This is a genomic window from Pseudomonas sp. Irchel s3f19, assembly GCF_900187555.1.
Taxonomy (GTDB): domain Bacteria; phylum Pseudomonadota; class Gammaproteobacteria; order Pseudomonadales; family Pseudomonadaceae; genus Aquipseudomonas; species Aquipseudomonas capeferrum.
Window position 1 is genome coordinate 150586 of record NZ_FYDW01000006.1, and the last position, 25200, is coordinate 175785.

Annotated in this window: 23 protein-coding genes; 15 read left to right on the forward strand and 8 right to left on the reverse strand. The window is 64.0% G+C overall.

The features are described from left to right. The first annotated feature begins 64 nt into the window (after positions 1-64). The gene (locus tag CKW22_RS16400) at positions 65-838 is read left to right on the forward strand and encodes an IclR family transcriptional regulator (RefSeq protein ID WP_033698056.1); all 774 of its coding nucleotides are present in this window, start codon (positions 65-67) and stop codon (positions 836-838) included. A gap of 15 nt (positions 839-853) precedes the next feature. Here CKW22_RS16400 and CKW22_RS16405 read toward each other — a convergent pair whose 3' ends face one another. Beyond that, a complete protein-coding gene (locus CKW22_RS16405) occupies positions 854-1741 on the reverse strand; it encodes a helix-turn-helix domain-containing protein (RefSeq protein ID WP_033698055.1) in 888 nt (295 codons plus the stop codon). A 180-nt stretch (positions 1742-1921) separates the two neighbouring features. On the opposite strand from CKW22_RS16405, the gene CKW22_RS16410 reads away from it, so the two are divergent. Genes CKW22_RS16410 through CKW22_RS16425 form a run of 4 tightly spaced genes read left to right on the forward strand, consistent with a single transcriptional unit; the run spans position 1922 to position 6188 of the window. Continuing rightward, positions 1922-2752 (forward strand): SDR family NAD(P)-dependent oxidoreductase, encoded by an 831-nt coding sequence (locus CKW22_RS16410; protein ID WP_033698053.1) that lies wholly within the window; start codon positions 1922-1924, stop codon positions 2750-2752. Then, positions 2749-4467 carry an FAD-dependent oxidoreductase gene (locus CKW22_RS16415; RefSeq protein ID WP_033698051.1) on the forward strand — a complete coding sequence of 573 codons (1719 nt, stop codon included), beginning with the start codon at positions 2749-2751 and terminating at the stop codon, positions 4465-4467. The genes CKW22_RS16410 and CKW22_RS16415 overlap by 4 nt, the downstream gene beginning before the upstream one ends. Next, complete coding sequence (locus CKW22_RS16420; RefSeq protein ID WP_033698050.1) at positions 4467-4796, forward strand: NIPSNAP family protein; 330 nt, start codon at positions 4467-4469, stop codon at positions 4794-4796. The genes CKW22_RS16415 and CKW22_RS16420 overlap by 1 nt, the downstream gene beginning before the upstream one ends. Before the next feature lie 48 nt (positions 4797-4844). Continuing rightward, positions 4845-6188, forward strand: coding sequence for an MFS transporter (locus tag CKW22_RS16425; RefSeq protein ID WP_047583088.1), 1344 nt, complete (start codon positions 4845-4847; stop codon positions 6186-6188). Between the two features lie 35 nt (positions 6189-6223). Here the strand turns inward: CKW22_RS16425 and CKW22_RS16430 are convergent, their stop codons facing one another. Beyond that, positions 6224-7135: a LysR substrate-binding domain-containing protein gene (locus CKW22_RS16430; protein ID WP_033698047.1), complete on the reverse strand. Its 912-nt coding sequence runs from the start codon at positions 7133-7135 to the stop codon at positions 6224-6226. A 121-nt stretch (positions 7136-7256) separates the two neighbouring features. Beyond that, positions 7257-7913: an HAD family phosphatase gene (locus CKW22_RS16435; RefSeq protein ID WP_095064426.1), complete on the reverse strand. Its 657-nt coding sequence runs from the start codon at positions 7911-7913 to the stop codon at positions 7257-7259. Positions 7914-8006: 93 nt separating this feature from the next. Between CKW22_RS16435 and lexA the strand changes: the two genes are divergently transcribed. Genes lexA through CKW22_RS16455 form a run of 4 tightly spaced genes read left to right on the forward strand, consistent with a single transcriptional unit; the run spans position 8007 to position 13746 of the window. Next, a complete protein-coding gene (gene lexA / locus CKW22_RS16440) occupies positions 8007-8624 on the forward strand; it encodes a transcriptional repressor LexA (RefSeq protein WP_177447949.1) in 618 nt (205 codons plus the stop codon). Beyond that, a complete protein-coding gene (gene imuA, locus CKW22_RS16445) occupies positions 8624-9244 on the forward strand; it encodes a translesion DNA synthesis-associated protein ImuA (protein ID WP_033698043.1) in 621 nt (206 codons plus the stop codon). Before lexA ends, imuA begins: the two co-directional genes overlap by 1 nt. 6 nt (positions 9245-9250) lie before the next feature. Next, entirely contained in the window at positions 9251-10669 is a 1419-nt protein-coding gene (locus tag CKW22_RS16450) for a DNA polymerase Y family protein (RefSeq protein WP_047583091.1), read from the forward strand. Further along, positions 10666-13746: an error-prone DNA polymerase gene (locus CKW22_RS16455; protein WP_095064427.1), complete on the forward strand. Its 3081-nt coding sequence runs from the start codon at positions 10666-10668 to the stop codon at positions 13744-13746. Before CKW22_RS16450 ends, CKW22_RS16455 begins: the two co-directional genes overlap by 4 nt. Before the next feature lie 133 nt (positions 13747-13879). Here the strand turns inward: CKW22_RS16455 and CKW22_RS16460 are convergent, their stop codons facing one another. Next, positions 13880-14701: an aldo/keto reductase gene (locus tag CKW22_RS16460; RefSeq protein ID WP_047583225.1), complete on the reverse strand. Its 822-nt coding sequence runs from the start codon at positions 14699-14701 to the stop codon at positions 13880-13882. Then, positions 14689-15594 (reverse strand): LysR family transcriptional regulator, encoded by a 906-nt coding sequence (locus tag CKW22_RS16465; RefSeq protein WP_095064428.1) that lies wholly within the window; start codon positions 15592-15594, stop codon positions 14689-14691. Before CKW22_RS16465 ends, CKW22_RS16460 begins: the two co-directional genes overlap by 13 nt. A 140-nt stretch (positions 15595-15734) precedes the next feature. On the opposite strand from CKW22_RS16465, the gene CKW22_RS16470 reads away from it, so the two are divergent. The 5 genes from CKW22_RS16470 (at position 15735) to CKW22_RS16490 (ending at position 20074) form a co-directional block, all read left to right on the forward strand. Then, positions 15735-16433, forward strand: a complete 699-nt coding sequence (locus tag CKW22_RS16470; RefSeq protein WP_033698034.1) for a CoA transferase subunit A — start codon at positions 15735-15737, stop codon at positions 16431-16433. 35 nt (positions 16434-16468) lie between these two features. Continuing rightward, on the forward strand, positions 16469-17125 hold the full coding sequence (locus CKW22_RS16475) for a CoA transferase subunit B (RefSeq protein ID WP_033698033.1): 657 nt from the start codon (positions 16469-16471) through the stop codon (positions 17123-17125). A 92-nt stretch (positions 17126-17217) separates the two neighbouring features. After that, entirely contained in the window at positions 17218-18642 is a 1425-nt protein-coding gene (locus CKW22_RS16480; RefSeq protein WP_156310133.1) for a short-chain fatty acid transporter, read from the forward strand. Between the two features lie 87 nt (positions 18643-18729). Beyond that, positions 18730-19272: a helix-turn-helix domain-containing protein gene (locus tag CKW22_RS16485; protein WP_033698031.1), complete on the forward strand. Its 543-nt coding sequence runs from the start codon at positions 18730-18732 to the stop codon at positions 19270-19272. Between the two features lie 10 nt (positions 19273-19282). Further along, positions 19283-20074 (forward strand): AraC family transcriptional regulator, encoded by a 792-nt coding sequence (locus CKW22_RS16490; RefSeq protein ID WP_033698030.1) that lies wholly within the window; start codon positions 19283-19285, stop codon positions 20072-20074. Here the strand turns inward: CKW22_RS16490 and CKW22_RS16495 are convergent. Beyond that, positions 20067-20648, reverse strand: coding sequence for a LysE family translocator (locus CKW22_RS16495; protein ID WP_033698028.1), 582 nt, complete (start codon positions 20646-20648; stop codon positions 20067-20069). The two genes, CKW22_RS16490 and CKW22_RS16495, sit on opposite strands and share 8 nt — an antisense overlap. Before the next feature lie 256 nt (positions 20649-20904). Here CKW22_RS16495 and CKW22_RS16500 point away from each other — a divergent pair, with 256 nt between their 5' ends. Then, positions 20905-22476 (forward strand): TerC family protein, encoded by a 1572-nt coding sequence (locus CKW22_RS16500; protein ID WP_033698027.1) that lies wholly within the window; start codon positions 20905-20907, stop codon positions 22474-22476. On the opposite strand, the gene rarD is transcribed toward CKW22_RS16500, so the two are convergent. Together rarD and CKW22_RS16510 are read right to left on the reverse strand one after the other, a co-directional pair. Then, positions 22439-23326 carry an EamA family transporter RarD gene (gene rarD / locus CKW22_RS16505; protein ID WP_033698026.1) on the reverse strand — a complete coding sequence of 296 codons (888 nt, stop codon included), beginning with the start codon at positions 23324-23326 and terminating at the stop codon, positions 22439-22441. The two genes, CKW22_RS16500 and rarD, sit on opposite strands and share 38 nt — an antisense overlap. Before the next feature lie 33 nt (positions 23327-23359). Then, entirely contained in the window at positions 23360-24946 is a 1587-nt protein-coding gene (locus CKW22_RS16510; protein ID WP_095064429.1) for a cyclic diguanylate phosphodiesterase, read from the reverse strand. Positions 24947-25200 lie beyond the last annotated feature (254 nt).

The window sequence follows — 25200 nt, forward strand, 5'->3', positions numbered from 1 at the left end:
CTGGGCAGGCGCGTTTTTTGCTGGGCATCATGACCATCCACGCAGAGACAGGGAGGTCAGACACATGGGCACCACGACAGACAGCGGCGGCGTGCGCTCGGTGGAGCGGGCGCTGGCCATCGTCGATTTGCTCGGCGAACACCAGGCGTTAGGGCTGGAGGAGCTGCATTACCTGACGGCCCTACCCAAGGCCACGGTGTCGCGAATGCTGGCCACCTTGCAGGAGCAGGGCTGGGTCTACCGGGGCTTGAGTGATCGGCGTTATCGCCTGTGCGCCCGGCGCCTGTTCGGTGACCGCCAGTTGCGTTTGAAGCGGCGCCTGGTCGAACACGCAGCGCCCTGGTTGCTGGAACTGAGCGAGCGCACCGGGCTGGTGGCGGACCTGTCGTGCTTCGATGGCGAGCGCCTTGAAGTGATGGAAAGCGCCATCCCCCTGGTGCTGCGCAAGCGCTACCCGAACAACTGCCAGATCGTCGGGCACCATGCCAGCCTGTTTCACTCGGCAATGGGGCGGGCATGCCTGGGGGAAATGCACAGCGACGAAGTGCAGCGCCTGGCCAGCCACCAGCAGTTGGGTGATGAAACGCTGTTGCGCGATATCGAGGACGATGCGCACAAGGGCTTTGGTCAGCGCACCGAGGGGCACTGGGAGTACCCGGTGCGGTTGCCGTTCCTGATCCGGGCGATCGCGTTGCCGGTGCGGGTTGAAGGGCGGCTGGCGGGTAGCATTGCCTTGCACTGGCCGGAGGACCAGGCGCCGGTAGAGCGGGTGTTGAGCCTGCATCTGCAGCGCTTGGCGGCGACAGTGGGCCAGGTGCAGCAGGCACTGGAGGCTTGAGGGTGCTGTGCGAAATTACGGGCCCTTTCGCCCTGCGGCCTCACGAAACCCACTCGGGCTCACCCCTGAATGCTTGCGGAAAAACCGGCTGAAGTAGCCGACATCGACAAACCCCAGCTCATGGGCAATCTCTTTCACACTGAGGCTCGAATGCCCCAGCGCCCGTTTGGCCTCCAACACCAGGCGGGCATTGATGACGTTCATCGGCGTCATGCCCAGATGCTCCTGGCACAGCCGCCCCAGCGTGGTCAAGGTCAGCCCGAGCTCACCGGCGTAATCACCGAGCGACCAATGCGCGCGGTAGTGCATGTCCACCAGCTCACGGAACCTGGTCAGTTGCTGGCTGCGCCTCGACGGTAGACGCTGCTCGCCGGCGCGGGCCTGCGGCTCGTGGCGCAACACCTGGATCATCAGCGTCAGCAACAGCGACATACTGCACGCCACATGCTCGCGGGCGCGGTTGTGGTATTCCTCACGCAGTGCGCGGCACAGCGGTAGCAGCGGGTCTTCGTCGGCGTCCCACTGCGGCAGGGCGATCACCTGGGGTTTGCGCACCTGTGCCAGCAGGTTCGGTGCCAGTACCTGGGCGATACTTTCCAGCGGATGCTGCGCCGCCGTGATCACCTGGCCCTCGACCGCGCCGGCCCAATGAAAACCATGCACCACCTGCGCCGGCACGTACACCACGCAGGGCGCCCGGGCCTGCACGCGGTCGCTGTCGAACAGCACTTCGCCGGCACCGCTTTGCAGGTACAGCAACTGCAGCAGGCCTTCATGACGGTGCGCGGCAATCTCCCAGTTGTAGGCGCCGGAGCGTTGCGAGATCGACTCCACATGCAGGGACTCGTGCCACACCGGCTGCGCGGTTTCGCCGTACAGGGCGTAGTTGGGGATCTTGTTCATGGTCTTGTAGTTATTGTTGTGATCGATACCCGGCTACTGTGCCACAGCGGCTTGCCGGGTTAAGGGCCAGTGGACGAAATTGTCGGGAATGTGGGGTGGGTTGCAGGTTTTGTCCATTCTGCCCGGGCACGTGCCGGCCCTAGGCTGTTTGCCAGATGAAGCGACACTCTGGAGAGCAGCATGCATAACAACAAGATGACGACTGATCACTGGCTGGGCCTGGACTCTGCCGTTTGCGTGGTAACCGGCGCGGCCGGCGGCATTGGCGCGGCCCTGGCTGCCGCATTGGTGGGGCAGCATGCCCATGTGGTGTTGCTGGATCGCGACCTGGATAAATGCCGCGAGCTCGCGGCGACCTTGGGCGAGCACAGCGTCGGCGAGGTCAGCGCGCTGGGCTGCGACATCGCCGACCCCGACAGCGTCAGCCAGGCGGCGGCACAGGTGCAGGCGCTGCACGGTCGCTGCGATGTACTGGTCAACAACGCCAGTGTGTTGCGCCCCGGTGCCCTTGAAACGCTGAGCCTGGAGCAATGGAACCAGGTACTGGCGGTCAACCTCAGCGGCTACCTGCTGTGTTCCCAGGCCTTCGGCCGTTCGATGCTTGCCCGTGGCCAGGGGCGGATCGTGCATATTGCGTCCATCGCCGCTCATTACCCACAACCCAACAGCGGTGCCTACAGCGCGGCCAAGGCCGGTGTCAGCCTGTTGTCGCGGCAAATAGCCGTGGAGTGGGGCCCGCGCGGGGTGCGTAGCAATGCGGTGTGCCCCGGGTTGATCCGCACGCCGTTGTCGGCCGCGTTCTACGCCGACCCGCACATCGAGCGCCAGCGCAGCGCCATGACCGCCAACCAGCGGATCGGCGAGCCGCAGGACATCGCTGAAGCAGTCCTGTTTCTCGCCAGCCCGCGCGCCGACTACATCAACGGCGCCGAGCTGACCGTCGATGGCGGGCTGGAGAGCATGCCCATGGCATTGATCCCACGCCCAGGCTTCGAGGGCGTTCGCCCATGAACACGCGCAACTGCGATGTACTGGTGGTGGGGGCGGGGGCCGGTGGCCTGGCGACAGCGATCACCGCGAAAAAGCACGGCCTGGATGTAATCGTGATCGAGAAGGCGGACTGCTTCGGCGGCACCACGGCGTTTTCCGGCGGGGTGCTGTGGGTGCCGTGCAGCCGACATGGGGTAAACGACAGCGAGGCGGCGGCACTTACCTACTTGCGCAACGAAACCGGCGACTGCTTCGACGAAGCGGCGGTCAAGGCGTTTCTGCGCCACGGGCCACGCATGGTGGACTTCTTCGAGCGCGAGACAGCCGTCAAATTCGTCCCCACCCTGTACCCCGACTACCACCCGCAGGTGGAGGGTGGCGTCGAGGTCGGCCGCTCGATACTGGCGGCGCCCTACGATATCCGGGGCCTGGGGCCAGACATGGCACGCCTGCGGCCACCGCTCAAGACCATCACTTTCATCGGCATGATGTTCAACTCGTCGAATGCCGACCTCAAGCATTTCTTCAATGTCACGCGTTCACTGTCGTCGTTCGCTTATGTGGCCAAGCGCTTGCTAACCCATTTCAAAGAGCTGGCGCTGTACCGGCGCGGTACTCAGGTCACCAGCGGCAATGCCTTGGCGGCGCGACTGGTGAGGTCGGCGCTGGACCTGGATATTCCGATTCTGACCGGCACCCCGGCCAGGCAACTGTTGCTTGAAGGCAACCGGGTCACGGGGGTGTTGGCCAAGCAAGGCGACAGCGAGCTGCGTATCGAAGCGCGGCGGGGTGTGGTGCTGGCCTGTGGCGGGTTCTCCCACGACCTGCAACGGTTGAAGCAGGCCTACCCGCATGTGCGTCGCGGCGGTGAGCATTTTTCGCCGGTGCCTGAAGGCAACACGGGTGATGGTGCCCGCATGGCCGAAGCATTGGGCGCCAAGGTCGATATCCGCCTGCAAGCCGCAGCGGCCTGGATGCCGGTATCGAAAGTGCCCATGGGGGCAGGGCGCTACGTTGCCTTTCCGCATTTGCTCGATCGTTACAAGCCCGGTGTGATCGGGGTGCTGCGCTCGGGCAAGCGATTCACCAACGAATCGAATTCCTACCACGATGTGGGGGCAGCGTTGATCGAAGCCTGTGCCGAGCAGCCGGAAACCGCCATGTGGCTGGTCTGTGACCGCCGCACCCTGGCCAAGTATGGCCTGGGTTTCGCCAAGCCCGCGCCGATGCCGCTGGGGCCGCTGTTGCGCAATGGCTACCTGCTCAAGGGGCGCAGCCTCGCAGAGCTGGCCGGCAAGGCCGGGATCGATGCCGCCGGGCTGGAGCAGACCGTGCGTGAGTACAACCTGGGCGCCGTTCAGGGTGAGGACCGCCAGTTCGGGCGTGGCACTACCCGCTTCAATCGTTATCTGGCCGACCCGCAACACGCGCCCAACCCTTGCGTGGCGCCGCTGGGCGAGGGGCCTTACTTTGCCGTGAAGGTGATCATGGGCGACTTGGGTACCTTCGACGGGATCCGCACCAGTGTGGTCGGCGAAGTGCTCGGCACCGATGAGCGGGCCATCGAGGGGCTGTATGCCGTTGGCAACGACCGCGCCAGCATCATGGGCGGCAACTACCCCGGCGCAGGCATCACCCTGGGGCCGATCATGACCTTTGGCTACATCACCGGGCGCCATCTGGCAGGCGTCGAACAAGGCCTGGCGACTGCGGCCAATGCACGGGAGGTGGCGTGATGGACAAGGCCATCGTCGACCATCGGATCTACACCATCCGCCCACGTGGCATGGCGGCGTTTCTCGAGGCCTTCGACCAGTTGGCGATGCCGATTCTGCTGCGCCATCTGGGGGCGCCACTGGCCTTCTACACCAGCAGCATCGGCCCGCTGAACCAGGTGGTGCACCTGTGGGGCTACGACAGCCTGGATGACTTCGAAACGCGCAGCGCCGCCCGCGATGCCGACCCGGACTTCGCCGCCTACCTGCACGCCACCCGTGACCTGGTGGTGGCCCAGGAGACGCGGATCATCAGGCCGGTGCGGCTGCACAGCCTCGCTCACCGCTAATGCCACCGGGGCCCTGCACCCGCATAAAAACAACAACAGGTGATACCCATGAACAACGCTATCGATGTGCGCCAACTGATCGACCAGCAACCCATCGGCCGTTACCAGAAGTGGGTGGTCTTTCTGGGGTTTCTGATCATCGCCCTGGACGGGCTGGACGTCGCCATCATCGGTTTCATCGCCCCGCAGCTGAAAAGCGACTGGGGCCTGAACGCGCAAAGCCTGGGCCCGGTGCTGAGCGCCGCCCTCATCGGCCTGGCGCTCGGGGCCTTGATCGCCGGCCCCCTGGCAGATCGCTACGGGCGCAAGGCGGTCTTGCTGGGCAGCGTCCTGCTGTTTGGCGTCTGGACCCTGGCTTCGGCGTTTTCGCCCAACCTTGAAACCCTGGTGGCCCTGCGTTTTCTCACCGGGCTGGGCTTGGGCGCCGCCATGCCCAATGCCAGCACCCTGGTCAGCGAATACGCGCCGGCGCGCAGCCGCTCGTTGCTGATCACCCTGGCGTTCTGCGGCTTTTCCCTGGGCGCGGCGGCAGGCGGCTTTGTCAGTGCCTGGATGATCCCGAACCTGGGCTGGCGCAGTGTGCTGGTGCTGGGGGGCGTGCTGCCGCTGCTGACCTTGCCGTTGCTGTGCTGGCGGCTGCCCGAATCGGTCACCTTCCTGGTCAGCAAAGGTGCCGATGTGCGACGCATACGCGCCATTGTCAGCCGCCTGGCGCCGGGGCGCATCAGCGCCGACAGCACTTTTGTGCTGCCGCCCAGCACGCCGAGCAGCGGTGGGGCAATTGGCACCATCCTTTCGCCGCGCTATCGCTTCGGCACCTTCATGCTCTGGACCGGCTACGTGCTGGCGTTGTTTCTGGTCTACCTGTTCAGCGGCTGGTTGCCCACTCTGGTGAAGGAGGGCGGTGGCTTCTCGGTAGCCGAAGCGGCCATCGTCACCGCCTGCTTCCAGATCGGCGGGCCGCTGGGGGCGATTTCGGTGGGCTGGGCCATGGACCGCTGCAACCCGCAACGCGTGCTGATGCTGACCTTCCTGTTCAGCGGCGCAGTGATCTTCGCCATTGGCCAAGTGGCCGGGGACTTCACCTGGCTGTGCACGATTGCCTGGGCCGTGGGCTTTGGCCTCAATGGTGCCAGTGTGGGCATGAATGCGCTGGCGGCAGCGTTCTACCCGACCGAAGCGCGCGCGACCGGTGCCAGCTGGATGAGTGGCATCGGCCGTTTCGGGGCGATTCTCAGTGCGTTTGCCGGCGCCCAGATGCTGGCAATGGGGTGGAGCTTCGCGCAGGTGTTCGCGTCGTTGCTTGTACCGGCGGTGCTGGCTGCGCTGGCCGTGCTGCTGCAAGGGCGCCATGCCGGTTCAGGCCGACGCGCTGCACGGCAGGTGGTGTAATCTGTGCTGGCGTGCAAAAGCCCTGCAGGCCTTGTTCAGTTTTCCCGGCTGTACATCCTGCATTGCGCCAGCAACGCCAACAGGTTCGGTTCCCGCTCCCGTGCTTTCAGAAACACCACGCCGATATGTTGTTGCAGGCGATAGCGCGGCTGCAGGGCAATCAGCCGCACCCGGTTCTCGTACACCGCTGCGATCCGCCCTGGCAGCAGGGCAAAGCCCACGCCCGAGCTGACCATGCTCAGCAGGGTGAAGATATCGTTCACCTGCATGGCCACCTTGGGCTCGAACCCTGCCTGCTGGAATACCCGCGCACCGTCACGGTGGGTGGCGAAGCCTTGGGTCAGGGTGATGAACGTGGAGTCGGCGAGGTCTGCCAGGTCCACCTCGGCTTGTTCGGCAAAGGGCGAGTCGGTGGGGACGGCGAGGAAGATATCGTCGGAGAAAAGCGGCAGTTGCTCGCAGGCGGGGTCGCTGACACTTTCGTCGAGCGATACCAGGATGGCCTCCAGTTCGTGGTTTTTCAGGCGTTGCAGCAGGTCGACGTTCGAGCCCAGGGTCAGGTCGATGTTGAGCTCGCTGCGGCGTAGCTTCAGGCCCATGACCAGTTTTGGCACGGTCTTCACGGTCAGCGAATACAGGGCGCCAAGGCGGAAGCGTTCGGCATAGAAGCCTGCGGCCTCGCGGGTCTGGCGGACCATCTGCTCGGCGTCCTGGATCAGCTGACGGGCTTTTTTTTCCAGCACGTAGGCACTCTCCAGCGGGATCAGCTGGCGGCCTTCGTGCTTGAACAGGGGGCAACGCAGGGCGTTTTCCAGCGAGTGGATGGCGCGGTGCACGCTGACGGCACTGGTGGCGAGTTCGGCGGCGGCCCGGCCGAGGTTGCCACTGCGCATGAAGGCGAGGAAGGTTTCCAGCTTTTTCAGGGTCAGTTCTTCGTCGATGAGCATGTGGGGGCCTGGAGGAGGGGCGCGTGGGACAAATGTAGGAGCGAGCTTAGCTCGCGATGCGCCGCGCGGGCGGCGCTCGATCTCATAGGCGCTAGAGCGCTCAAGGCATGCTCCAAAGCCATCACCCCATCGATTCAATCAACGCCCACAACCGCGGATCATCAAAGTCCCGAATCACCAACCCAGCACCCGCCTCCATCAGCCGTTCGGCTGTCTGCGTCGTGGCAACCCCCACCGTAAAGATACCCGCCCCGCTGGCAGCCCGGACCCCAGGCAGCGAGTCCTCGAAGGCCAGCGCCTGACCGGCCACCGCGCCAAGGCGCTGCAGCCCGGCCAGGTAGGGCAGCGGGTCCGGCTTGGCACGTTCAAGCTCTTCGGCCACCAGCACATGCTCGAAACGTGCCCCCAGCCCCATGGCCTGCAACATGTGCTCGGCATTGAGCCGCGGCGCGTTGGTGACCACGCACATGCCCAGGCCATAGGCCTGGGCGTGCTCCAGCAGGCGCAACAGCCCTGGCATCGGCTCGAGCGATGGCGCCAGCGAGCGGAACAACGCCTCTTTGCGGTCTGCCAGTGCCAGACACTCCTGTGGGCTGGCATCGGCAAACAGCTCGGCGAACAGTTCGCCGTTGGCCCGGCCACTAACCTGCGCATCGAACTGGGCCTGGGAAAGTTCGCGGCCATCATGCTCACGCAGCAACTGGCGGAAAGCCTGCAAGTGCAGGGTATCGGTATCGGTAAGGGTTCCGTCGAGGTCGAACAGCAGGGCAGTCAGCATCAGGTATCCAGGTATGAAAAAACACAAGCCCAACGATCATAACCAAAGCTGACGACGAAGGGGGCTGTTCAGTGCGCTGGGAAAAGAGTACAAATGTGCTCCATGGACAATATGACCCCCAAACGCCGCGCCATTCTCGAATTCATTCGTGAGCGCATCACCGATCACGGCCAGCCCCCGAGCCTCGCCGACATCGCCACGCGCTTCGGCTTTGCCTCGCGCAGCGTCGCGCGCAAGCACATCACCGCCCTGTGCCAGGCCGGTTACATCGACGTCACGCCAAACCAGGCGCGTGGCATTCGCATGGCCCAGCCCCTGCGCCGCCCGGAAATTCTCGAAGTGCCCGTGTTGGGCCAGGTCGCCGCAGGTGCGCCGATCGGCCCGGACCTCGGTATCCACGAGCAATTGCTGATCGACCCCAGCCTGTTCCGGCGCACACCCGATTACCTGTTGAAGGTGCGCGGTGACTCCATGATCGACGACGGCATCTTCGACGGTGACCTGGTCGGCATTCGCCAGCAGGGCGAGGCCCGTGACGGGCAGGTCGTGGTTGCCCGCCTGGACGGCGAGGTGACCATCAAGCGCTTGCAGCGCCAGGCCGGTGGTTACCGGCTGCTGCCACGCAACCCGGCCTATGCGCCGATTGATGTGGGGCCTGAACAGGCGTTCTTCATCGAAGGCGTGTTCTGCGGCCTGCTGAGGCGCGACTGATGGGCGCGGTGGTCGATCTCGACAGGCTGCTCGACCAGCGTCAGGTCTGGCGCGGTCGGCAGGTTCAGGCTCGGCCTCTGGGGTTGCAGCCCACCGGCCATGCCGCGCTGGACCAACGCCTTGCAGAGGGCGGCTGGCCGGCCGCAGCGCTCAGCGAACTGTTGCTGGCCAGCCCCGGTTGCGGTGAGCTGAAGTTGCTGTGGCCTTCGCTGGCACGCCTGACCGCTGAAGGCGGTCGGGTAGTGCTGGTCGCGCCGCCGTTTATTCCCTTTGCCCCGGCCTGGCAGGCAGCGGGGGTGGATTTACGCTGGCTGGTCCAGGTCGCCGCCGCGCCGGTCGACGCGCTCTGGGCGGCTGAGCAATGCCTGCGCTCGGGCAGTTGCGCCGCCGTGCTGTGCTGGCCAGAACGCGCCGATGACCGTGCTCTGCGGCGCCTGCAGGTGGCCGCCGAAACCGGCCAGGCGCTGGCCTTCGCCTGCCGCCCGCAGCAGGCGGCAAACAACCCGTCGCCAGCCGCTTTGCGCATTGCCATCGACACCCGGCCAGCACAATGGCGCGTGCTCAAGAGCCGAGGTGGCATGCCCCCGGCGCTGCCCATCGCCTGCCCCGGGCAGGGCTGATGCATCATGCTCTGGGCCTGCATTCTGCTGCCACAGCTGGCGCTGGACACGGTGCTGCGCGAACGCAACGACCCCGATACGCCACTGGTGCTGATTGGCGGCCCCACTCAGCGGCGCGTCTTGCAGGCGGTCAACCCCGCTGCTGCGGCATTGGGCCTGCGTGCCGGGCAGACCCTGACAGCAGCCCGTGCCCTGGCCGATGGCTTCACCTGCGTGGAGGCCGACGGCAAACGCATCGAACAGTTGCAACAACTGCTGGCAGCCTGGGCCTATCGCTTCAGCGCCCAGGTGAGCCTGCATTACCCAAGGGCGCTGCTGCTTGAAGTAGGCTCCAGCCTGCAATTGTTCGGCCCCTGGCCCTTGTTCGAGGCACGGCTGCGCCAAGAGCTTGGCGAGTTGGGCTTGCGTCAGCGCATCGTGCTGGCCAGCAACCCGGTGGCGGCGCGCATGCTCGCCAATGGCCACGATGGCTTGGCGGTGACCTGCGCCGAAGAGGCGCGCGCAGTGCTGGCACGCATGCCAATCGAGCGTGTCGGGCTGCCTCAGGAGGCCGCCGAGGCCTTTGCCCGCATGGGGCTGCGCCAGCTCGGCCAGGTCATGGCCTTGCCTCGCGATGCCCTGGCAAAACGCTTTTCTGCCCAGGTACAGCTGCACTTGGACCAGTTGCTGGGCCTGCGTAACCTGGGGTTGGCTTTCTACCAGCCGCCTGACCGCTTCGAAGCGCGTCTGGAGCTGAACTTTGACGTTGAATCGCACCAGGCGCTGCTGTTCCCATTGCGCAGAATGCTCAATGACCTTGGCGCGTTCCTGGCCGGGCGCGATTGCGGCGTGCAACGCTTCTGCCTGCACCTTGAGCATGCCGAAGGGCCTGACACGCAACTGCAGGTGGGCCTGCTGGCAGCCGAGCGTGATGCCGGCATGCTCTTCGAGTTGGCCAAAGGGCGGCTGGAGCCGCTGCAGCTGCGCGCCCCGGTACGCAACCTGCGCCTGGTCGCCGATGACTTGCCACCCTTCGTGCCCCAGCACCAGGCGCTGTTCGACCCCCGCGCGCAGCAGGCGCAGCCTTGGGAGCAGCTGCGTGAGCGGTTGCGTGCGCGCTTGGGCGATGAGGCGGTAAAAGGGCTGAGCGCCCAGGCCGACCATCGCCCCGAATGCGCCTGGCAAGCGGTGGAGCAGGGCGCACGCGCGAGCCTGCAACTGATGCCAGGTAGCCGCCCCGGCTGGCTGCTCCCGACGCCTTTGGCACTTGACGACGCAGGGCACCGCTTGTTGGGCCAAGCCGAGCGCATCGAATCGGGCTGGTGGGACGGTGGCGACGTGCGTCGCGACTACTACCGCATCGAAACCCGCGAAGGCCTGCGTGGCTGGGCCTACCGCGACCTCAGCCAGCCTGGCCCGTTGTGGCTGCAAGGTTGGTTCGCATGAATACATTCGGCTATGCCGAATTGCATTGCCTGTCGAACTTCAGCTTCCAGCGGGGGGCGTCGAGTGCCGATGAGTTGTTCCGGCGTGCCCGCGAGCAGGGCTACCAAGCCTTGGCGATCACCGATGAGTGCACCCTGGCCGGTATCGTGCGCGCCTGGCAGGCGGCCAAGGAGCACCAGCTACAACTGATTGTCGGCAGTGAAATACGCCTGCAGGATGGCCCCAGGCTGGTGCTGCTGGCGGAAAACCTGGCGGGCTACCAGAGCCTGTGCGCACTGATTACCCGTGCGCGACGGCGGGCGGAAAAGGGCGCGTATCAGGTGTTCGGCGATGACCTGCGCGCGCACAATCAAGGGTTGCTGGCGCTATGGATAGCCGACGACCCCGATGACCCTGCGCCTGGCCACTGGCTGCACACGTTGTTCGCCGAGCGGCTCTGGCTGGCGGTGCACTTGCACCGAGGCAGTGACGACGAGGTGCGCCTCGGCAAGCTTCGCGAACTGGCGGGCAAGGTCGGTGTCCGTGCCGTGGCCTGCGGCGACGTGCACATGCACGTACGCGGTCGCCGTGCCCTGCAGGATTGCATGACCGCCATCCGCCAGCACTGCCAGGTAGCCGAGGCCGGGCGCCACCTGTTCGCCAATGGCGAGCGTCACCTGCGCAACGCGCAGCAGCTGCAGGAGCTGTACCCCGCCGATTTGCTGGCCGAGACCCTGGCCATTGCCGAACGCTGCCGTTTCGACCTCAGCGAACTCAAGTACCAGTACCCGCGTGAGCTGGTGCCCGAAAGCCATACCCCCGCAAGCTGGCTGCGCGAACTGTGCGAGCGAGGCTTGCCGTTGCGCTGGCCGGCCGGGCCGAGCGACAAGGTGCGCGAAGTGCTGGCACGGGAGCTGGCATTGATCGAAGAGCTGGCTTACGAAAGCTACTTCCTGACCGTGCACGACATCGTCGCCTTCGCCCGCAGCCAGCGTATCCTCTGCCAGGGCCGGGGTTCGGCAGCCAACTCGGTGGTGTGTTTCGTGCTGGGGATTACCGAACTCGACCCCATGCAGCACCGCCTGCTGTTCGAGCGTTTTCTGTCACGCGAGCGCAACGAGCCGCCCGACATCGACGTGGACTTCGAGCACGACCGCCGCGAAGAAGTGATCCAGTACGTGTTTCGTCGCTATGGCCGGCATCGCGCCGCACTCACCGCCGTGGTCAACACCTATCACGCTGCCGGCGCGGTGCGTGATGTGGCGCGGGTACTGGGGTTGCCGGCCGATCAGGTGGATGCACTGGCCAAGTGCTGCGGCCGCTGGAGCGATCGCATCCCCGATGCACAGCGCTTGGCCGAAGCGGGTTTCGAGGCCAGCAGCCCATCGTTGCGGCGGGTGCTGATTCTGGCCGCTGAGCTGATCGGCTTTCCCCGGCACCTGTCGCAACACCCTGGCGGCTTTGTCATCTCGCAGCAACCGCTGGACCAACTGGTGCCGGTGGAAAACGCCGCGATGCAAGACCGCACGGTGATCCAGTGGGACAAGGACGACCTGGACATGGTCGGGCTGCTCAAGGTCGATGTGCTGGCCCTGGGCATGCTCAGCGCCTTGCGCCGTTGTTTCGACCTGCTGCAACGCCACCGTGGCCGGCAGCTGACCTTGGCGAGCATTCCAGCTGAGGACCCGGCTACCTACGCGATGATCAGTCGGGCCGAGACCATGGGCGTGTTCCAGATCGAATCACGGGCGCAAATGGCCATGTTGCCTCGGCTCAAACCCACCACCTTCTACGACCTGGTGATCGAGGTGGCCATCGTGCGACCCGGGCCGATCCAGGGCGACATGGTCCACCCTTACTTGCGCAGGCGCCTGAAGCAGAAACCGGTCACCTACCCCTCGCCGAAGTTGCAGGAAGTGTTCGAGCGTACCCTGGGGGTGCCGCTGTTTCAGGAACAGGTCATGGAACTGGCCATGGTGGCTGCCGACTACAGCCCGGGCGAGGCCGACCAGTTACGGCGCAGCATGGCTGCCTGGAAGCGCCACGGTGGGCTGGAGCCGCACCGTGAGCGGCTGATACAGGGCATGTTGCGCAATGGTTACGACCTGTCGTTTGCCGAGCGCATCTTCGAACAGATCAAGGGCTTCGGCAGCTATGGTTTTCCTGAGTCTCACGCGGCCAGCTTTGCCTTGCTGTGTTATGCGAGCAGTTGGCTCAAGTGCCATGAGCCGGCCATTTTTACCTGTGCGTTGGTCAACAGTTGGCCCATGGGTTTCTACAGCCCCGACCAACTGCTGCAGGAGGCCAGGCGCCAAGGTATCGAGGTGCGGCCGGTGGATGTGTTTCACAGCGAGTGGGATTGCACGCTCGAGCGCGTGGCTGAAAGTGCCCTGGCCATTCGCCTGGGGTTGCGGCAGATTCGGGGCTTTGCCGAGGCCGATGCTCGGCGCCTGGAGCAGGCGAGGGCGCAACGGCCCTGGCGCGATGTCGAGGATCTGTGCCTGCGTGCAGGGCTCGACCAGCGTGCCCGCGCCCGCCTGGCGGACGCCGGGGCACTGAGGGCCCTGGCGCGTGACCGCCACCAGGCGCGCTGGCAGGTGGCGGCCGTGCAACCGCAACTGCCCTTGTTCGCTGAAGTGGACGCAGTGCCAGAGGGCGCGGTGGCGCTACCGGCGCCGACCGTGGGTGAAGACCTTGTCAGTGATTATCAGACCTTGGGTACCACGCTTGGGTCACACCCGTTGACACTGCTGCGCCCACGCTTGCGCGCGTTGGGCTGTCGCAGTTCGTGCGAGCTGGCTGCTGTCGAGCATGGCGACAGCATTGCCGTGGCCGGGCTGGTGGTGGGCAGGCAACGCCCGCAAACCGCCAGCGGGGTGACGTTCGTGACGTTGGAGGATGAGTACGGCATGGTCAATGTGGTGGTGTGGCGTGACTTGGCCGAGCGGCAGCGGCGAGCATTGGTGGGCTCGCAATTGCTCAAGGTGAGCGGGCGGCTGGAGCAGGAGAATGGCGTTCGCCACCTGATCGCCCGACGGCTGGAGGATGTCAGCCCCTTGCTGCAGGGGCTGAATGTTCGTAGCCGCGATTTTCACTGAGTGTGTAGGAGCGGCCTTGCGTCGCGAAAGGGCTGCGCAGCGGCCCCGGCATTATATGCGGTGACGCTGAAATCCTGGGGCCGCTGCGCAGCCCTTTCGCGACGCAAGGCCGCTCCTACAAGGGCGGTGTCGGTCAGACCATCGCCAACCGTTGTTTGCGGGCCGGCGGTGGAAACGCCCGGTCGATTGCCCGTAGGTCTTCGCTGCTCAAGGTCAGCACACCCGCCGCCGCATTCAGCCGCACATGTTCTGGCGCTACCGCCTTGGGAATGGCGATCACCCCATCTTCACGTGTCACCCAGGCCAGACTGACCTGGGCCGTTGACGCGCCATGGCGCTCGGCGATCTCCAGCAGCACAGGATGCTGCAGCAACTGCCCGGCCTGAGCCAGTGGGCAGTACGCCATGGTTGGCAATGCACGCTTCTGGCTCCACGGCAGCAGGTCGAACTCGATGCCGCGCTGCGTCGGGTTGTACAGCACCTGGTTGGTGGCGCAATCGGGGTTGTTCAACTCGCGCAGGTCATCGACGTCGAAGTTGGACACCCCCCAGCGCTTGATCTTGCCCTGTTCGCGCAGGCGCTCGAACGCCTCGACGGTCTGCTCAAGTGGATGCTGGCCACGCCAATGCAGCAGGTACAGGTCGATGCAGTCGGTACCCAGGCGTTTGAGGCTGCGCTCGCAGGCAGCCGGCACGCCCCGCGTACTGGCATTGTGCGGGTAGACCTTGCTGACCAGAAACACCTGGTCCCGACGCCCGGCGATGGCCTGGCCGACCACTTCCTCCGCGCCGCCCTCGGCATACATTTCAGCAGTGTCGATCAGGCTCAGGCCAAGCTCGATACCCTGTTGCAGGGCAGACACCTCTGCTGCACGGCGGCCGGGGTCTTCACCCATGTACCAGGTGCCCTGGCCAATGGCCGGAACGCTCGAACCTGCCAGTTTCACGTGTCGCATGTCACCTCCGGGATCAGGGTATGGGAAAGCAGTACCTCGAGCAGCGCTTGCGCTGCGGTGGACAATTTGTGCTCGCTCAGGGCAATGACACCGATGCGCCGTTCAACCGAGGGCTCGACCAAGGGCAGGCAGCGGGCGCCGAGCTCCTGCATCTGGTTGATGCACAGCGCCGGTACTGCGCTGACGCCCAGGCCACTGGCAACCAAGCGCCCAATGGTCGACAGCTGATGGCTTTCGAACGCCACTGCCAGTTTGCCGTGCCTGGCCGCAACGTTCTGTTCCATCAGCAGACGCACCGCCGAAGGGCGCTGCAAGGCAATGAAATCTTCGGCCAGCAGTTGTGCCCAACTGACCCCGGGCAACAACGCCAACGGTGAGTCGGCGGGTACCACGGCGACGAAGCGGTCCATGTACAACGGGTAGAAGGCCAGGCCATCGGTGTTGTCCGGTTCGAAGCCGATGCCCAGTTCGACGCGACGATGGCGCACCAGTTCCAGTACCTGTTCGTTGATCACATCGTGCACGGTGACGTTGACCTTCGGGTAGCGCTGGCGAAACACCTTGAGCGAGCGGGGCAGCAAGTTGCCTGCAAAAGCCGGCATCGCCGCCACTGAAACCCGACCCAGTTGCAGGGTGAAGCGCTGGCGCAGCAGTTCTTCGGTGTCGTCCCAGTCGGCCAGCAGGCGCCGCGCCAGTGGCAGCAGCACTTCACCTTCGGCCGTCAGGCTGACACTGCGGGTGGTGCGGCTGAGCAAGGCGCCGCCGAGGTTTTCCTCAAGGGCCTTGATGGTCAGGCTCAATGCCGGTTGCGAAACATGCAGATGCTCGCCGGCTTGGGCGAAGCTTTGGTACTTGGCCACGGCGACGAAGGCGCGGAGTTGCTTGACGTTCATGACGGGCCTACTGTTTGTTTTGAAAACGTTATCAATCAATGATGAAAACAAAATTAACAAATCAGTCGTCTGCGGTGAAGATGTCAGCACACGCTCACCGACAGCCTCGTCGGTTCAACAACTACAAAAGGCGGATTAACATGGCCGGACTGGACAAGCGCGTAGCAACCTATGAAGAGGCCCTTGACGGCCTGACCGACAACATGACGGTACTGGCCGGTGGCTTTGGCCTGTGCGGCATCCCGGAAAACCTCATCAACGAGATCAAGCGCCGTGGCGTCAAGGGCCTGACCGTGGTCTCCAACAACTGCGGTGTCGATGGTTTCGGCCTGGGTGTACTGCTGGAAGAGCGCCAGATTCGCAAGATGATCGCTTCCTACGTGGGCGAGAACGCCGAATTCGAACGCCAACTGCTCAGTGGTGAACTGGAAGTCGAACTCACCCCACAAGGTACCCTGGCCGAAAAAATGCGCGCCGGCGGCGCTGGCATCCCGGCCTTCTTCACTGCCACCGGCTATGGCACCCCGGTCGCCGATGGCAAGGAAGTGCGTGAATTCAAAGGCCGCCATTACATTCTCGAAGAATCCATCACTGGTGACTTCGCCATCGTCAAGGGCTGGAAGGCCGACCATTACGGCAACGTGGTGTACCGCAACACCGCGCAGAACTTCAACCCGCTGGCGGCCACCGCCGGCAAGATCACCGTGGTTGAAGTGGAAGAGATCGTCGAACCGGGCGTGCTGCTGCCCAGCGAGATCCACACCCCCGGTATTTTCGTGGACCGTGTGATTGTCGGTACCTTCGAAAAGCGTATCGAAAAGCGCACCGTCAAGGCCTGAGCGCCATCCTTCAGAACAACAAAGAGATCCTGACCATGGCACTGACCCGCGAACAGATGGCGCAACGCGTCGCCCGTGAACTGAAGGACGGCTACTACGTCAACCTTGGCATTGGCATTCCGACCCTGGTGGCCAACTACGTACCCGACGATATGGATGTCATGCTGCAGTCGGAAAACGGCTTGCTCGGCATGGGCGAGTTCCCTACCGAAAGCACGATCGATGCCGACATGATCAACGCCGGCAAGCAGACCGTTACCGCCCGCCGTGGCGCATCGATCTTCGATTCGGCGCAATCGTTCGCCATGATCCGTGGTGGCCACGTCGACCTCACCGTGCTGGGCGCCTTCGAAGTGGATGTGCAAGGCAACATCGCCTCGTGGATGATCCCCGGCAAGCTGGTCAAGGGCATGGGCGGCGCCATGGACCTGGTGGCCGGTGCCGACAACATCATCGTCACCATGACCCACGCCTCCAAGGACGGTGAGTCCAAGTTGCTGGAGCGTTGCAGCCTGCCGTTGACCGGTGCCGGTTGCATTCGCAAGGTACTGACCGACCTTGCGTACCTGGAGATCGACAATGGCACCTTCATCCTGCGCGAGACGGCGCCGGGGGTAAGCGTCGAAGAAATCATCGAGAAGACCGCCGGCAAGCTGATCGTGCCGGATGATGTGAAAGAGATGACGTTCTAACCTCTGCTGTGATCATCAACCCTGTGCGAGCGAGCTTGCACAGGGTTTTTGCTGTTGATTCAAGATCAGTTCGACAAAACCAATAAAAGGACATGACTGTGGCCGCTGAAATCCAAGACAGCCGTTCCGCCCGCTTTGCCTTGCGCTGTTCCAACTGGGCTGAACGCTGGTTCCCTGATTCCTGGGTATTCGCCGCCCTTGCGGTAGTGCTGGTGTGCCTGGGTGCCCTGGTGATGGGTGCCAAACCGACCGACACCGCCAAGGCCTTCGGCGATGGCTTCTGGAGCTTGATCCCGTTCACCATGCAGATGGCGTTCGTGGTCATTGGCGGCTATGTGGTGGCCAGCTCGCCGCCTGCCGCTCGGCTGATCGACCGCTTGGCGCGTATCCCCAGCAACGGCCGTTCGGCGGTGTGCTGGGTTGCGCTGGTCTCGATGCTGGCCTCGTTGCTCAATTGGGGCCTGTCGCTGGTCTTCGGAGGCCTGCTGGTGCGCGCCCTGGCGCGCCGCACTGACCTGAAAATGGATTACCGCGCCGCTGGCGCCGCTGCCTACCTGGGCCTTGGCGCGGTATGGGCGCTGGGCCTTTCGTCTTCGGCGGCGCAACTGCAGGCCAACCCGGCCAGCTTGCCGCCGTCGATTCTGTCGATCACCGGGGTGATTCCGTTCACCGAAACCATCTTCCTCTGGCAGTCGGGGGTCATGCTGGCGGCGCTGGTGATCGTATCGCTGGTGGTGGCCTATGCCACCGCCCCAGGCGCGACCAGCGCGCGTACGGCGGAACAATGCGGCGTCGACCCAAGCTTCACCGCGCCGCCACCGGCCCAGCGCAGCCGGCCCGGCGAGTGGCTGGAGTACAGCCCGATCCTGACCTTGCTGCTGGTGGCCCTGGCCGGTGGTTGGCTGTACCAGGAGTTCGCCACCAAGCCTGCAATCACCGCCATCTCAGGGCTTAACACCTACAACTTCCTGTTCATCATGCTGGGTGCCTTGCTGCACTGGCGCCCGCGCAGCTTCCTCGATGCGGTGACCCGTGCCGTGCCCACCACCACGGGGGTGCTAATCCAGTTCCCGTTGTATGGCTCGATCGCGGCGATCCTCACCCAGGTCAAGGGCGTGGACGAACAGACCCTGGCCCACCACATTTCCACCTTCTTCGTACAGATCGCCTCCCACGATACCTACGCCGTGCTGATGGGCGTGTACTCGGCAGTGCTGGGCTTCTTCATCCCCTCGGGCGGGGGCAAATGGATCATCGAGGCGCCCTATGTGATGCTGGTGGCCAATGACCTGCAATATCACCTGGGTTGGGCCGTGCAGATCTACAACGCTGCCGAAGCCCTGCCAAACCTGATCAACCCGTTCTACATGCTGCCGCTGCTGGGCGTGCTGGGCCTCAAGGCGCGCGACCTGATCGGCTTCTCGTTCGTGCAATTGCTGGTGCATGCACCCTTGGTACTGGTGCTGCTGTGGGCGTTGGGTACGACATTGCAGTATGTGCCGCCCGTGATGCCTTGAGATCAGGGCCAGCATTTCGCGCGCAGTCCACGTATCATCGGTGCGCGCGAGCCTTGCATCTGCCTTCGCCTGGGAAAACTGCGTCACATGTCTATCCGATTGAAATTGCTGAGAAAGAAACTGGGCCTGACCCTGGAATTGCTGGCCGATAAAACCGGCATGACCAAGAGCTACCTGTCCAAGGTCGAGCGTGGCCTGAACACGCCGTCGATCGCTGCGGCGCTGAAGCTGGCGCGGGCGTTGAACGTCAATGTCGAAGAATTGTTCGCTGAAGAGCAAACCGCGCAGCACCGTTACAGCCTGGTGCGTCATGCTGAGCGCCAGGCCCTGGTGGGCGACGGCACAGGGCCGGGGTACGCGGCACTCACCAGCCAGGTGGGGCAGCGCAGCCTGTTGCCGTTCCTGATCCAGCCACCGACCCAGTTCAGTGACCCGACGTTCAAGGAGCACCAGGGCGAGGAGTTTCTGTTCGTTCATGCAGGCCAGGTAGAGGTGGATTTCATGAACGAACGGGTGCTGCTGGAGCAGGGCGATGCCTTGCATTTCAATGCCCAGACGCCGCACCGGCTGCGCTCTGTGGGGCCGCAGCCGGCGCAGTTGCTGGTTGTGGTACACGACGACGGCGAATGAGGGCAGGGTGATGATCGAGGTGTCGCGGTTCTGGCGGGATCCGGCATTGCCCTTCGTCGAAGCCCGGCGCGTAGGGGACGGGCGCCAGGTGTGCTACGCCGCCCACTCCCATGAGAGTTTTTCCATCGGCGTCATCACCGGTGGGCGCAGTACTTACCTGACCGGCGATAGCCAGATCGAAGTGAGCGCCGGTGCTACGGTGCTGATGAACCCCGGGGTTGTGCATACCTGCAACCCCATCGAGGGCCAGGCCTGGTCTTACCTGATGCTGTTCGTGGATCTGCCATGGCTGCAGGCGCTGGGTTTTCAGCTGCCTCAACAGACCTGCAGCACCTCGCCGCGCCTCTATAGCCGCGTTTTACAGGTATTTGCAGACCTGTTCGACGACGGCCTGCCTGATCGTGAAGGCCGCGTAGCAACATTTTTTGGCACACTGCCAAGCCTGCTAGGTGCCACGCCAGCTTTGAACGTGCCGGAACACTCTCGGCTGGACGCAGCTGCTGCCTTCATTCGCGCACACCGTACCGACCCACTGAGCCTTGAAGACATCTGCATGGCCAGTGGCTTATCCCGGTCTTACCTGATTCGGGCCTTTCGCCAGCGTTTCGGCCTGACGCCCCATGGCTACCTGGTTGACCAACGCGTGCAGCTCGCCCGGGCGTACCTGCGCAAGGGCCGTGCTATTGCCGAAGTGGCACTGGCGGCAGGTTTCGCCGACCAGGCGCACTTGCAGCGTGCGTTCAAGAAACACCTGGCGGCAACGCCGGGGCATTACTGCAAGAGTGCCCCGTCGCTCAGATGACCAGATACGCAGCACTGGCCACCAGCAACACGGCCAGCCCGCGGTTCAGCAAGCGCATCTGCCGGGGGTTGCCCAGGCACTGGCGAATCACGCTTCCGGCCCATGCCCAGCTGGCCACCGAGACAAAACAGATCGGCCCATAGATCCAGGTAAACAGCCACAGCAGTTGCTGTTCGCCGCCGGTGTAGGCGCCGACACCCGCCACCGCCGCCAGCCATGCCTTGGGGTTGAGCCACTGCATCGCTGCGCCATGCCAGGCCGAGGGCGCGCTCTGCCCGTGCTCGCCACCTAGCTGGCCATCATCGCTGGCCAGTTTCCAGGCCATGTACAGCAAAAAAGCCACCCCACCCCAGTGCAGTAGCACGCCCAGCAGCGGCCAGCGCAGCAACAGTTCATGCAGGCCCAGCCCGACCAGTACCAGCAGCAGGCAGAACCCCAGCGTCGCACCGGCCACATGGGCCAGGCTAGCGCGCAGGCCATGACGGGCACCGCTGCCCAGGGCGACGATGTTGACCGGGCCAGGGGAGATCGAGGCCGCCAGCGCGAAAGCGGCCATAGACAAAGACAGACTCATGAGGGCAATCCTGTGAGGGGAGTTGCCGAGCATCTTCGGGCTGCGGTGCTCTGGCGTATTGAACAAAAGTCCCCAATGGGCTGTTACAGGTTTTGTAATAGTTTCTCACTGTCAGAAAAACCTGCTGTGATTGTACGATCGCTTACCCAATTTCTACCCAGGTAACTATGAGCACCTTCGCGGAGCCCCCCAGTCTTCGGCCTTCTCGGCCATCCTTCAACCGTCCCTGTGACGCTTCCCTTGTGAGTACCCGGTAATGGAATGGCTAGCCGACCCCACGGCCTGGCTAGGCCTGTTGACGCTTATCGTCCTCGAGCTGGTGCTGGGTATCGACAACCTGGTGTTCATCGCCATCCTGGCCGACAAGTTGCCGCCCCATCAGCGCGACCGTGCGCGGATCATCGGTTTGAGCCTGGCGCTGATCATGCGCCTGGGCTTGTTGGCGAGTATCTCGTGGATGGTGACGCTGACCGCGCCGCTGATCGAGGTGTTTGGCAAGAGCTTCTCGGGCCGTGACCTGATCATGCTGTTCGGTGGTGTATTCCTGCTTTTCAAGGCCACCATGGAGCTGCACGAACGGCTTGAAGGGCACGTCACTCAGGCCAGTGGCGTGGTACGCCATGCGGCGTTCTGGCCGATTGTTGCGCAAATCGTCGTGCTCGATGCGGTGTTCTCGCTGGACGCCGTGATCACCGCCGTGGGCATGGTCGAGCAGCTGTCGATCATGATGATTGCGGTGATCTTCTCGATCGGCATCATGATTGTCGCCAGCAAACCGCTGACCCGCTTCGTCAACGCCCACCCGACAGTGATCATGCTGTGCCTGGGCTTCTTGATGATGATCGGCTTCAGCCTGACCGCCGAAGGCCTGGGCTTCCATATACCGAAAGGCTACCTGTACGCGGCCATTGGCTTCTCGATCCTGATCGAAGTGTTCAATCAGTTGGCCCGCGCGCGCCGCAAACGCAGCCTGCAGCAGCATCGGCCGCTGCGTGAGCGTACTGCCCATGCGGTACTGCGCCTGCTGGGTGGCCGTCGGGTCGAGGCCGACGAGGTGGGCGAAGATATCGCCGACCTGGTCGGGGGCGGCGGCGAAGAGGTGCTGTTCGACCGCCGGGAGCGGGTAATGATCAGTGGTGTACTGAACCTTGCCGAGCGGCCGATCCGCACGGTGATGACCGCACGCACCGAAGTCGATGTGATCGACCTTGCGCAGCCGGCCGCGGCCATAGCCGAAGCCCTGGCGAATTCGCCGTACTCACGCCTCCCGTTGATCCGCGATGGTCGCATCGATGAGCCGCTGGGCTTCGTGCACAAGAAGGAGTTGTTCAAGGAGCTGCTGTCGGGAAGCCAGCCAGACCTGGAGCGCATGGCGCGGGCCCCTTTGAACCTGCTGGAAAGCTTCAGCATCCTCAACGCCCTTGAACAGATGCGTGGCCAATCTACCCATATCGCCTTCGTGGTCAACGAATTCGGTGATTTCACCGGCCTGCTGACCATGACCGATATCCTTGAGTCGATTGCCGGTGAGTTGCCAGATGCCAGCGAAGTGGAAGGCCCGGGTATCGTTGAAGAGGGTGATGGCTTTGTCGTCAGCGGCGCCCTGAACCTCAGCCAGGTCCAGGCACGTACCGGCTTCAGTGCCCGTGCCACCGAGGATTACCAGACCCTCGCGGGCCTGGTGATGAGCTTGCTGGACCGCCTGCCGGTGGTGGGTGATCGCTTGGCCTGGAATGGCTGGATCATGACTGTGGAGGCTGTTGAAGAGCGGCGCGTGCGCCAGGTACGGCTTATACCGAACGGCGACGCTGACGCAGCAGGTGCTTGAAACCTTCCACAACCAGTACCAGCACTGCGGCCCAGATCGGCAGGTAAGTCAGCCACTGATCCGGGCCGATGCTTTCACCCAGCAGCAGGGCCACGCCCACCAGCAATACCGGCTCGACGTAGCTAAGCAGGCCAAACAGGCTGAACGGCAACAGACGGCTGGCCAGCACATAGGCGATCAGGGCCGAGGCGCTGATCGCTCCCAATACCGGGATCAAGGCGTAAAGGCCAGGGTGGGCAAGCAGGTCCGCCGCTGACAACGGCCCCTGGATCACGAAGTACAGCGCCCATGGCAACAGCAGGCACATGTCGCACCACAGGCCGCCCAGGTGGTCGGTGCGGCAGCGTCGGCGCAGCACGAAGTAGATCGGGTAGCCGATCATCACCACCAGGGTTTCCCAGGCGAAGCTGCCATGCTGGTACAGCTCGTGCCCGACACCCAGCGCGGCGCAGCACACCGCCACCTTCTGCAGGTGCGACAGGCGTTCGCCGTAGACCAGGCGGCCGGTCAAGACCATGGTCAGCGGCAGCAGGAAGTAGCCCATCGACACTTCCAGGCTGCGCCCATGCAGCGGTGCCCACAGGAACAGCCACAGTTGCACCCCCATAAGCCAGGACGTACCGACCATCCCCAGCAGCAGCACCGGTGTGCGCCGCACCCGCGCCAGCAGCTCGCCGACCCGTTTCCAGTCCTTCGAGGCCAGCATGAACAGGGTGAGGCAGGGCAGCGTCAACAGCGTGCGCCAGCCAAAGATCTCTTCGCCATCGAGCGGCGTGAGCAGGGAGGTATAGAAGTACATCACAGCGAACAAGCAAGACGCCATGACCGATGAAAGGATGCCTTTTGACACGAATGCCTCGAATAGGGGAGTTGAGCGTGTGGATCAGCCGCGCATGATCTCAGGGGGCGCGTCCTGCGGCAACCGCGACACACCGGAGCGTGCGGCCAGCGCTTCGAGGAACGCCTCTGCCGGCATGGGCCGGGCGAACAAGTAGCCTTGCTGGAAATCCACCGCGTGTTGGGCCAGGTAGTCACGCTGGGCCTCGGTTTCCACGCCTTCGGCGACGATGCCCAAGCCCAATTTGCCCGACAGCTCGATGATGGTGTCGAGGATGTGCAGGGACAGTGCGTCGACACCGATCATGGCGACGAAGCTCTGGTCGATCTTCAGGTAGTCGACCTTGAACTGGCGCAGGTAGTTGAGGCTCGACTGGCCCGTGCCGAAGTCATCGAGGGCAATCATCACGCCCATATCATGCAGTTTCTCGAACAACTCCAAGGCCACTGGGGTGGCTTCGATCAGCTTGCGTTCGGTCAGCTCCAGGGTCAGTGCCACCCGGCCGGGTGGAAAGTGCTGAAGGAAAGTCCGGCAGTCGTCGAGCAGGCTCAGGTCGCGGCAATGGTCGGCGGTTATGTTGATGCCGATGTGAAAGCTATCTTCCAGCAGCGCGGCATACGGTGCCAGGCTCTGCGCGGTGTGCAGCATCAGCGCGCGGGTCATGGCGACGATCTGGCCGCTGTGTTCGGCGTAGGGGATGAACAGGTCGGGGCGCACCAGGCCTTCCCGTGGGTGGTTCCAGCGCATCAGCACTTCGGCGCCCGCCCAGCGGTAATCGCCCTTGCGCACCACGGGTTGGAAGTACGGCAGAAATTCGTCAGCCTCAAGGGCGCGCTGCAACTCGGCACGTGGCGAGGTGGCACGGCGGATTTGCCAGTGGCACGCGGCCCCGGCCAGCACGCCGAGCACCATCAGCAAGCTGAGCAGGGCGGGGTAGTGGCTGCGCAGCAGCTGGCCTTGCTTTTCGGCGCCATAGCCGCCGTACACGCTGAACGGGTAGCGGGTCGAGCTCAGCGTCACGGCGGCGGTCGCAGCCGTGGGGGGCACGCCTTTGTGGACGATACCGTCCTTGCCCATCCAGTCGTTGCCGACGCGAATCTGCAACGTATCGTCCGGGCCGATCAGGCGCAGGGCCGTGAGCAGGTGGTCGCCATCCACGGTGCTGATCGCCCCGTGGTCGCCCTCGCTGGCCCGGTACACCAGCAGCGGATGGCCCGGCGTCACCGAGTTGCCATCCATCAGCCAGAGCGTGCCGTTGGTATACTCGCTCGCGTCGACGACCTCATCGAACTCCCCGAACAGTGATGAGCAATACAGCGTGTTGTGCTGAAAAAGGTTGGTCGAACGGACGAAGGCATTACGGGTGACCTGGCCACGCAGGGCCAGTTTGACCTGTGTGCAGGGGCTACCTGCCAAGGGCAGCAGCGCGTGGGCGGTGCTGGACAAGCTGTCGAGAATGCGCTCGACATGCTCGACCACTTGGGCGGCGGTGGCATGGCTGCTGGCGCGCAGGTCGCGATCGATCTGCCAGTTCATCACTGCCAGGCCACACGCCACCGGGACTACGCCGATCGCCCAGGGCAGCAGGGTGCGCCAGCTCCAGCCGGCGCGGCGTCTAGTGGTAAGGGGCATGCTGGCCTAATGTGATGGAAGGTAACGTGCAGAGGATAGCCGCTTGTCAGGGAGCGTGGCTAACTAAAGCGCGACAAAGCAATTTACGCACTGTAGAATCCGGTTACGAATACAACAATAAGGTTCTCCACCTCCGGAGAATCAAGCCCGCCGAGAATGGGTCCATATGACAAACCATGGGTTCAAATTGATCATTGGTGACTTCCTCGCTCGCAGCGTGCGCGGCATCCCGTGCTCACCGCCTGTTCTGTTCT

Coding starts and splice junctions, on each gene's coding strand:
- CKW22_RS16415 (WP_033698051.1), top strand. CDS start 2,749: ATGAACACGCGCAACTGCGATGTACTGGTGGTGGGGGCGGGGGCCGGT.
- CKW22_RS16405 (WP_033698055.1), bottom strand. CDS start 1,741: ATGAACAAGATCCCCAACTACGCCCTGTACGGCGAAACCGCGCAGCCG.
- imuA (WP_033698043.1), top strand. CDS start 8,624: ATGGGCGCGGTGGTCGATCTCGACAGGCTGCTCGACCAGCGTCAGGTC.
- CKW22_RS16510 (WP_095064429.1), bottom strand. CDS start 24,946: ATGCCCCTTACCACTAGACGCCGCGCCGGCTGGAGCTGGCGCACCCTG.
- lexA (WP_177447949.1), top strand. CDS start 8,007: ATGTGCTCCATGGACAATATGACCCCCAAACGCCGCGCCATTCTCGAA.
- CKW22_RS16485 (WP_033698031.1), top strand. CDS start 18,730: ATGTCTATCCGATTGAAATTGCTGAGAAAGAAACTGGGCCTGACCCTG.
- CKW22_RS16410 (WP_033698053.1), top strand. CDS start 1,922: ATGCATAACAACAAGATGACGACTGATCACTGGCTGGGCCTGGACTCT.
- CKW22_RS16450 (WP_047583091.1), top strand. CDS start 9,251: ATGCTCTGGGCCTGCATTCTGCTGCCACAGCTGGCGCTGGACACGGTG.
- CKW22_RS16430 (WP_033698047.1), bottom strand. CDS start 7,135: ATGCTCATCGACGAAGAACTGACCCTGAAAAAGCTGGAAACCTTCCTC.
- CKW22_RS16500 (WP_033698027.1), top strand. CDS start 20,905: ATGGAATGGCTAGCCGACCCCACGGCCTGGCTAGGCCTGTTGACGCTT.
- CKW22_RS16400 (WP_033698056.1), top strand. CDS start 65: ATGGGCACCACGACAGACAGCGGCGGCGTGCGCTCGGTGGAGCGGGCG.
- CKW22_RS16470 (WP_033698034.1), top strand. CDS start 15,735: ATGGCCGGACTGGACAAGCGCGTAGCAACCTATGAAGAGGCCCTTGAC.
- CKW22_RS16435 (WP_095064426.1), bottom strand. CDS start 7,913: ATGCTGACTGCCCTGCTGTTCGACCTCGACGGAACCCTTACCGATACC.
- CKW22_RS16460 (WP_047583225.1), bottom strand. CDS start 14,701: ATGCGACACGTGAAACTGGCAGGTTCGAGCGTTCCGGCCATTGGCCAG.
- CKW22_RS16425 (WP_047583088.1), top strand. CDS start 4,845: ATGAACAACGCTATCGATGTGCGCCAACTGATCGACCAGCAACCCATC.
- CKW22_RS16495 (WP_033698028.1), bottom strand. CDS start 20,648: ATGAGTCTGTCTTTGTCTATGGCCGCTTTCGCGCTGGCGGCCTCGATC.
- CKW22_RS16475 (WP_033698033.1), top strand. CDS start 16,469: ATGGCACTGACCCGCGAACAGATGGCGCAACGCGTCGCCCGTGAACTG.
- CKW22_RS16480 (WP_156310133.1), top strand. CDS start 17,218: ATGACTGTGGCCGCTGAAATCCAAGACAGCCGTTCCGCCCGCTTTGCC.
- CKW22_RS16455 (WP_095064427.1), top strand. CDS start 10,666: ATGAATACATTCGGCTATGCCGAATTGCATTGCCTGTCGAACTTCAGC.
- CKW22_RS16465 (WP_095064428.1), bottom strand. CDS start 15,594: ATGAACGTCAAGCAACTCCGCGCCTTCGTCGCCGTGGCCAAGTACCAA.
- CKW22_RS16490 (WP_033698030.1), top strand. CDS start 19,283: ATGATCGAGGTGTCGCGGTTCTGGCGGGATCCGGCATTGCCCTTCGTC.
- CKW22_RS16420 (WP_033698050.1), top strand. CDS start 4,467: ATGGACAAGGCCATCGTCGACCATCGGATCTACACCATCCGCCCACGT.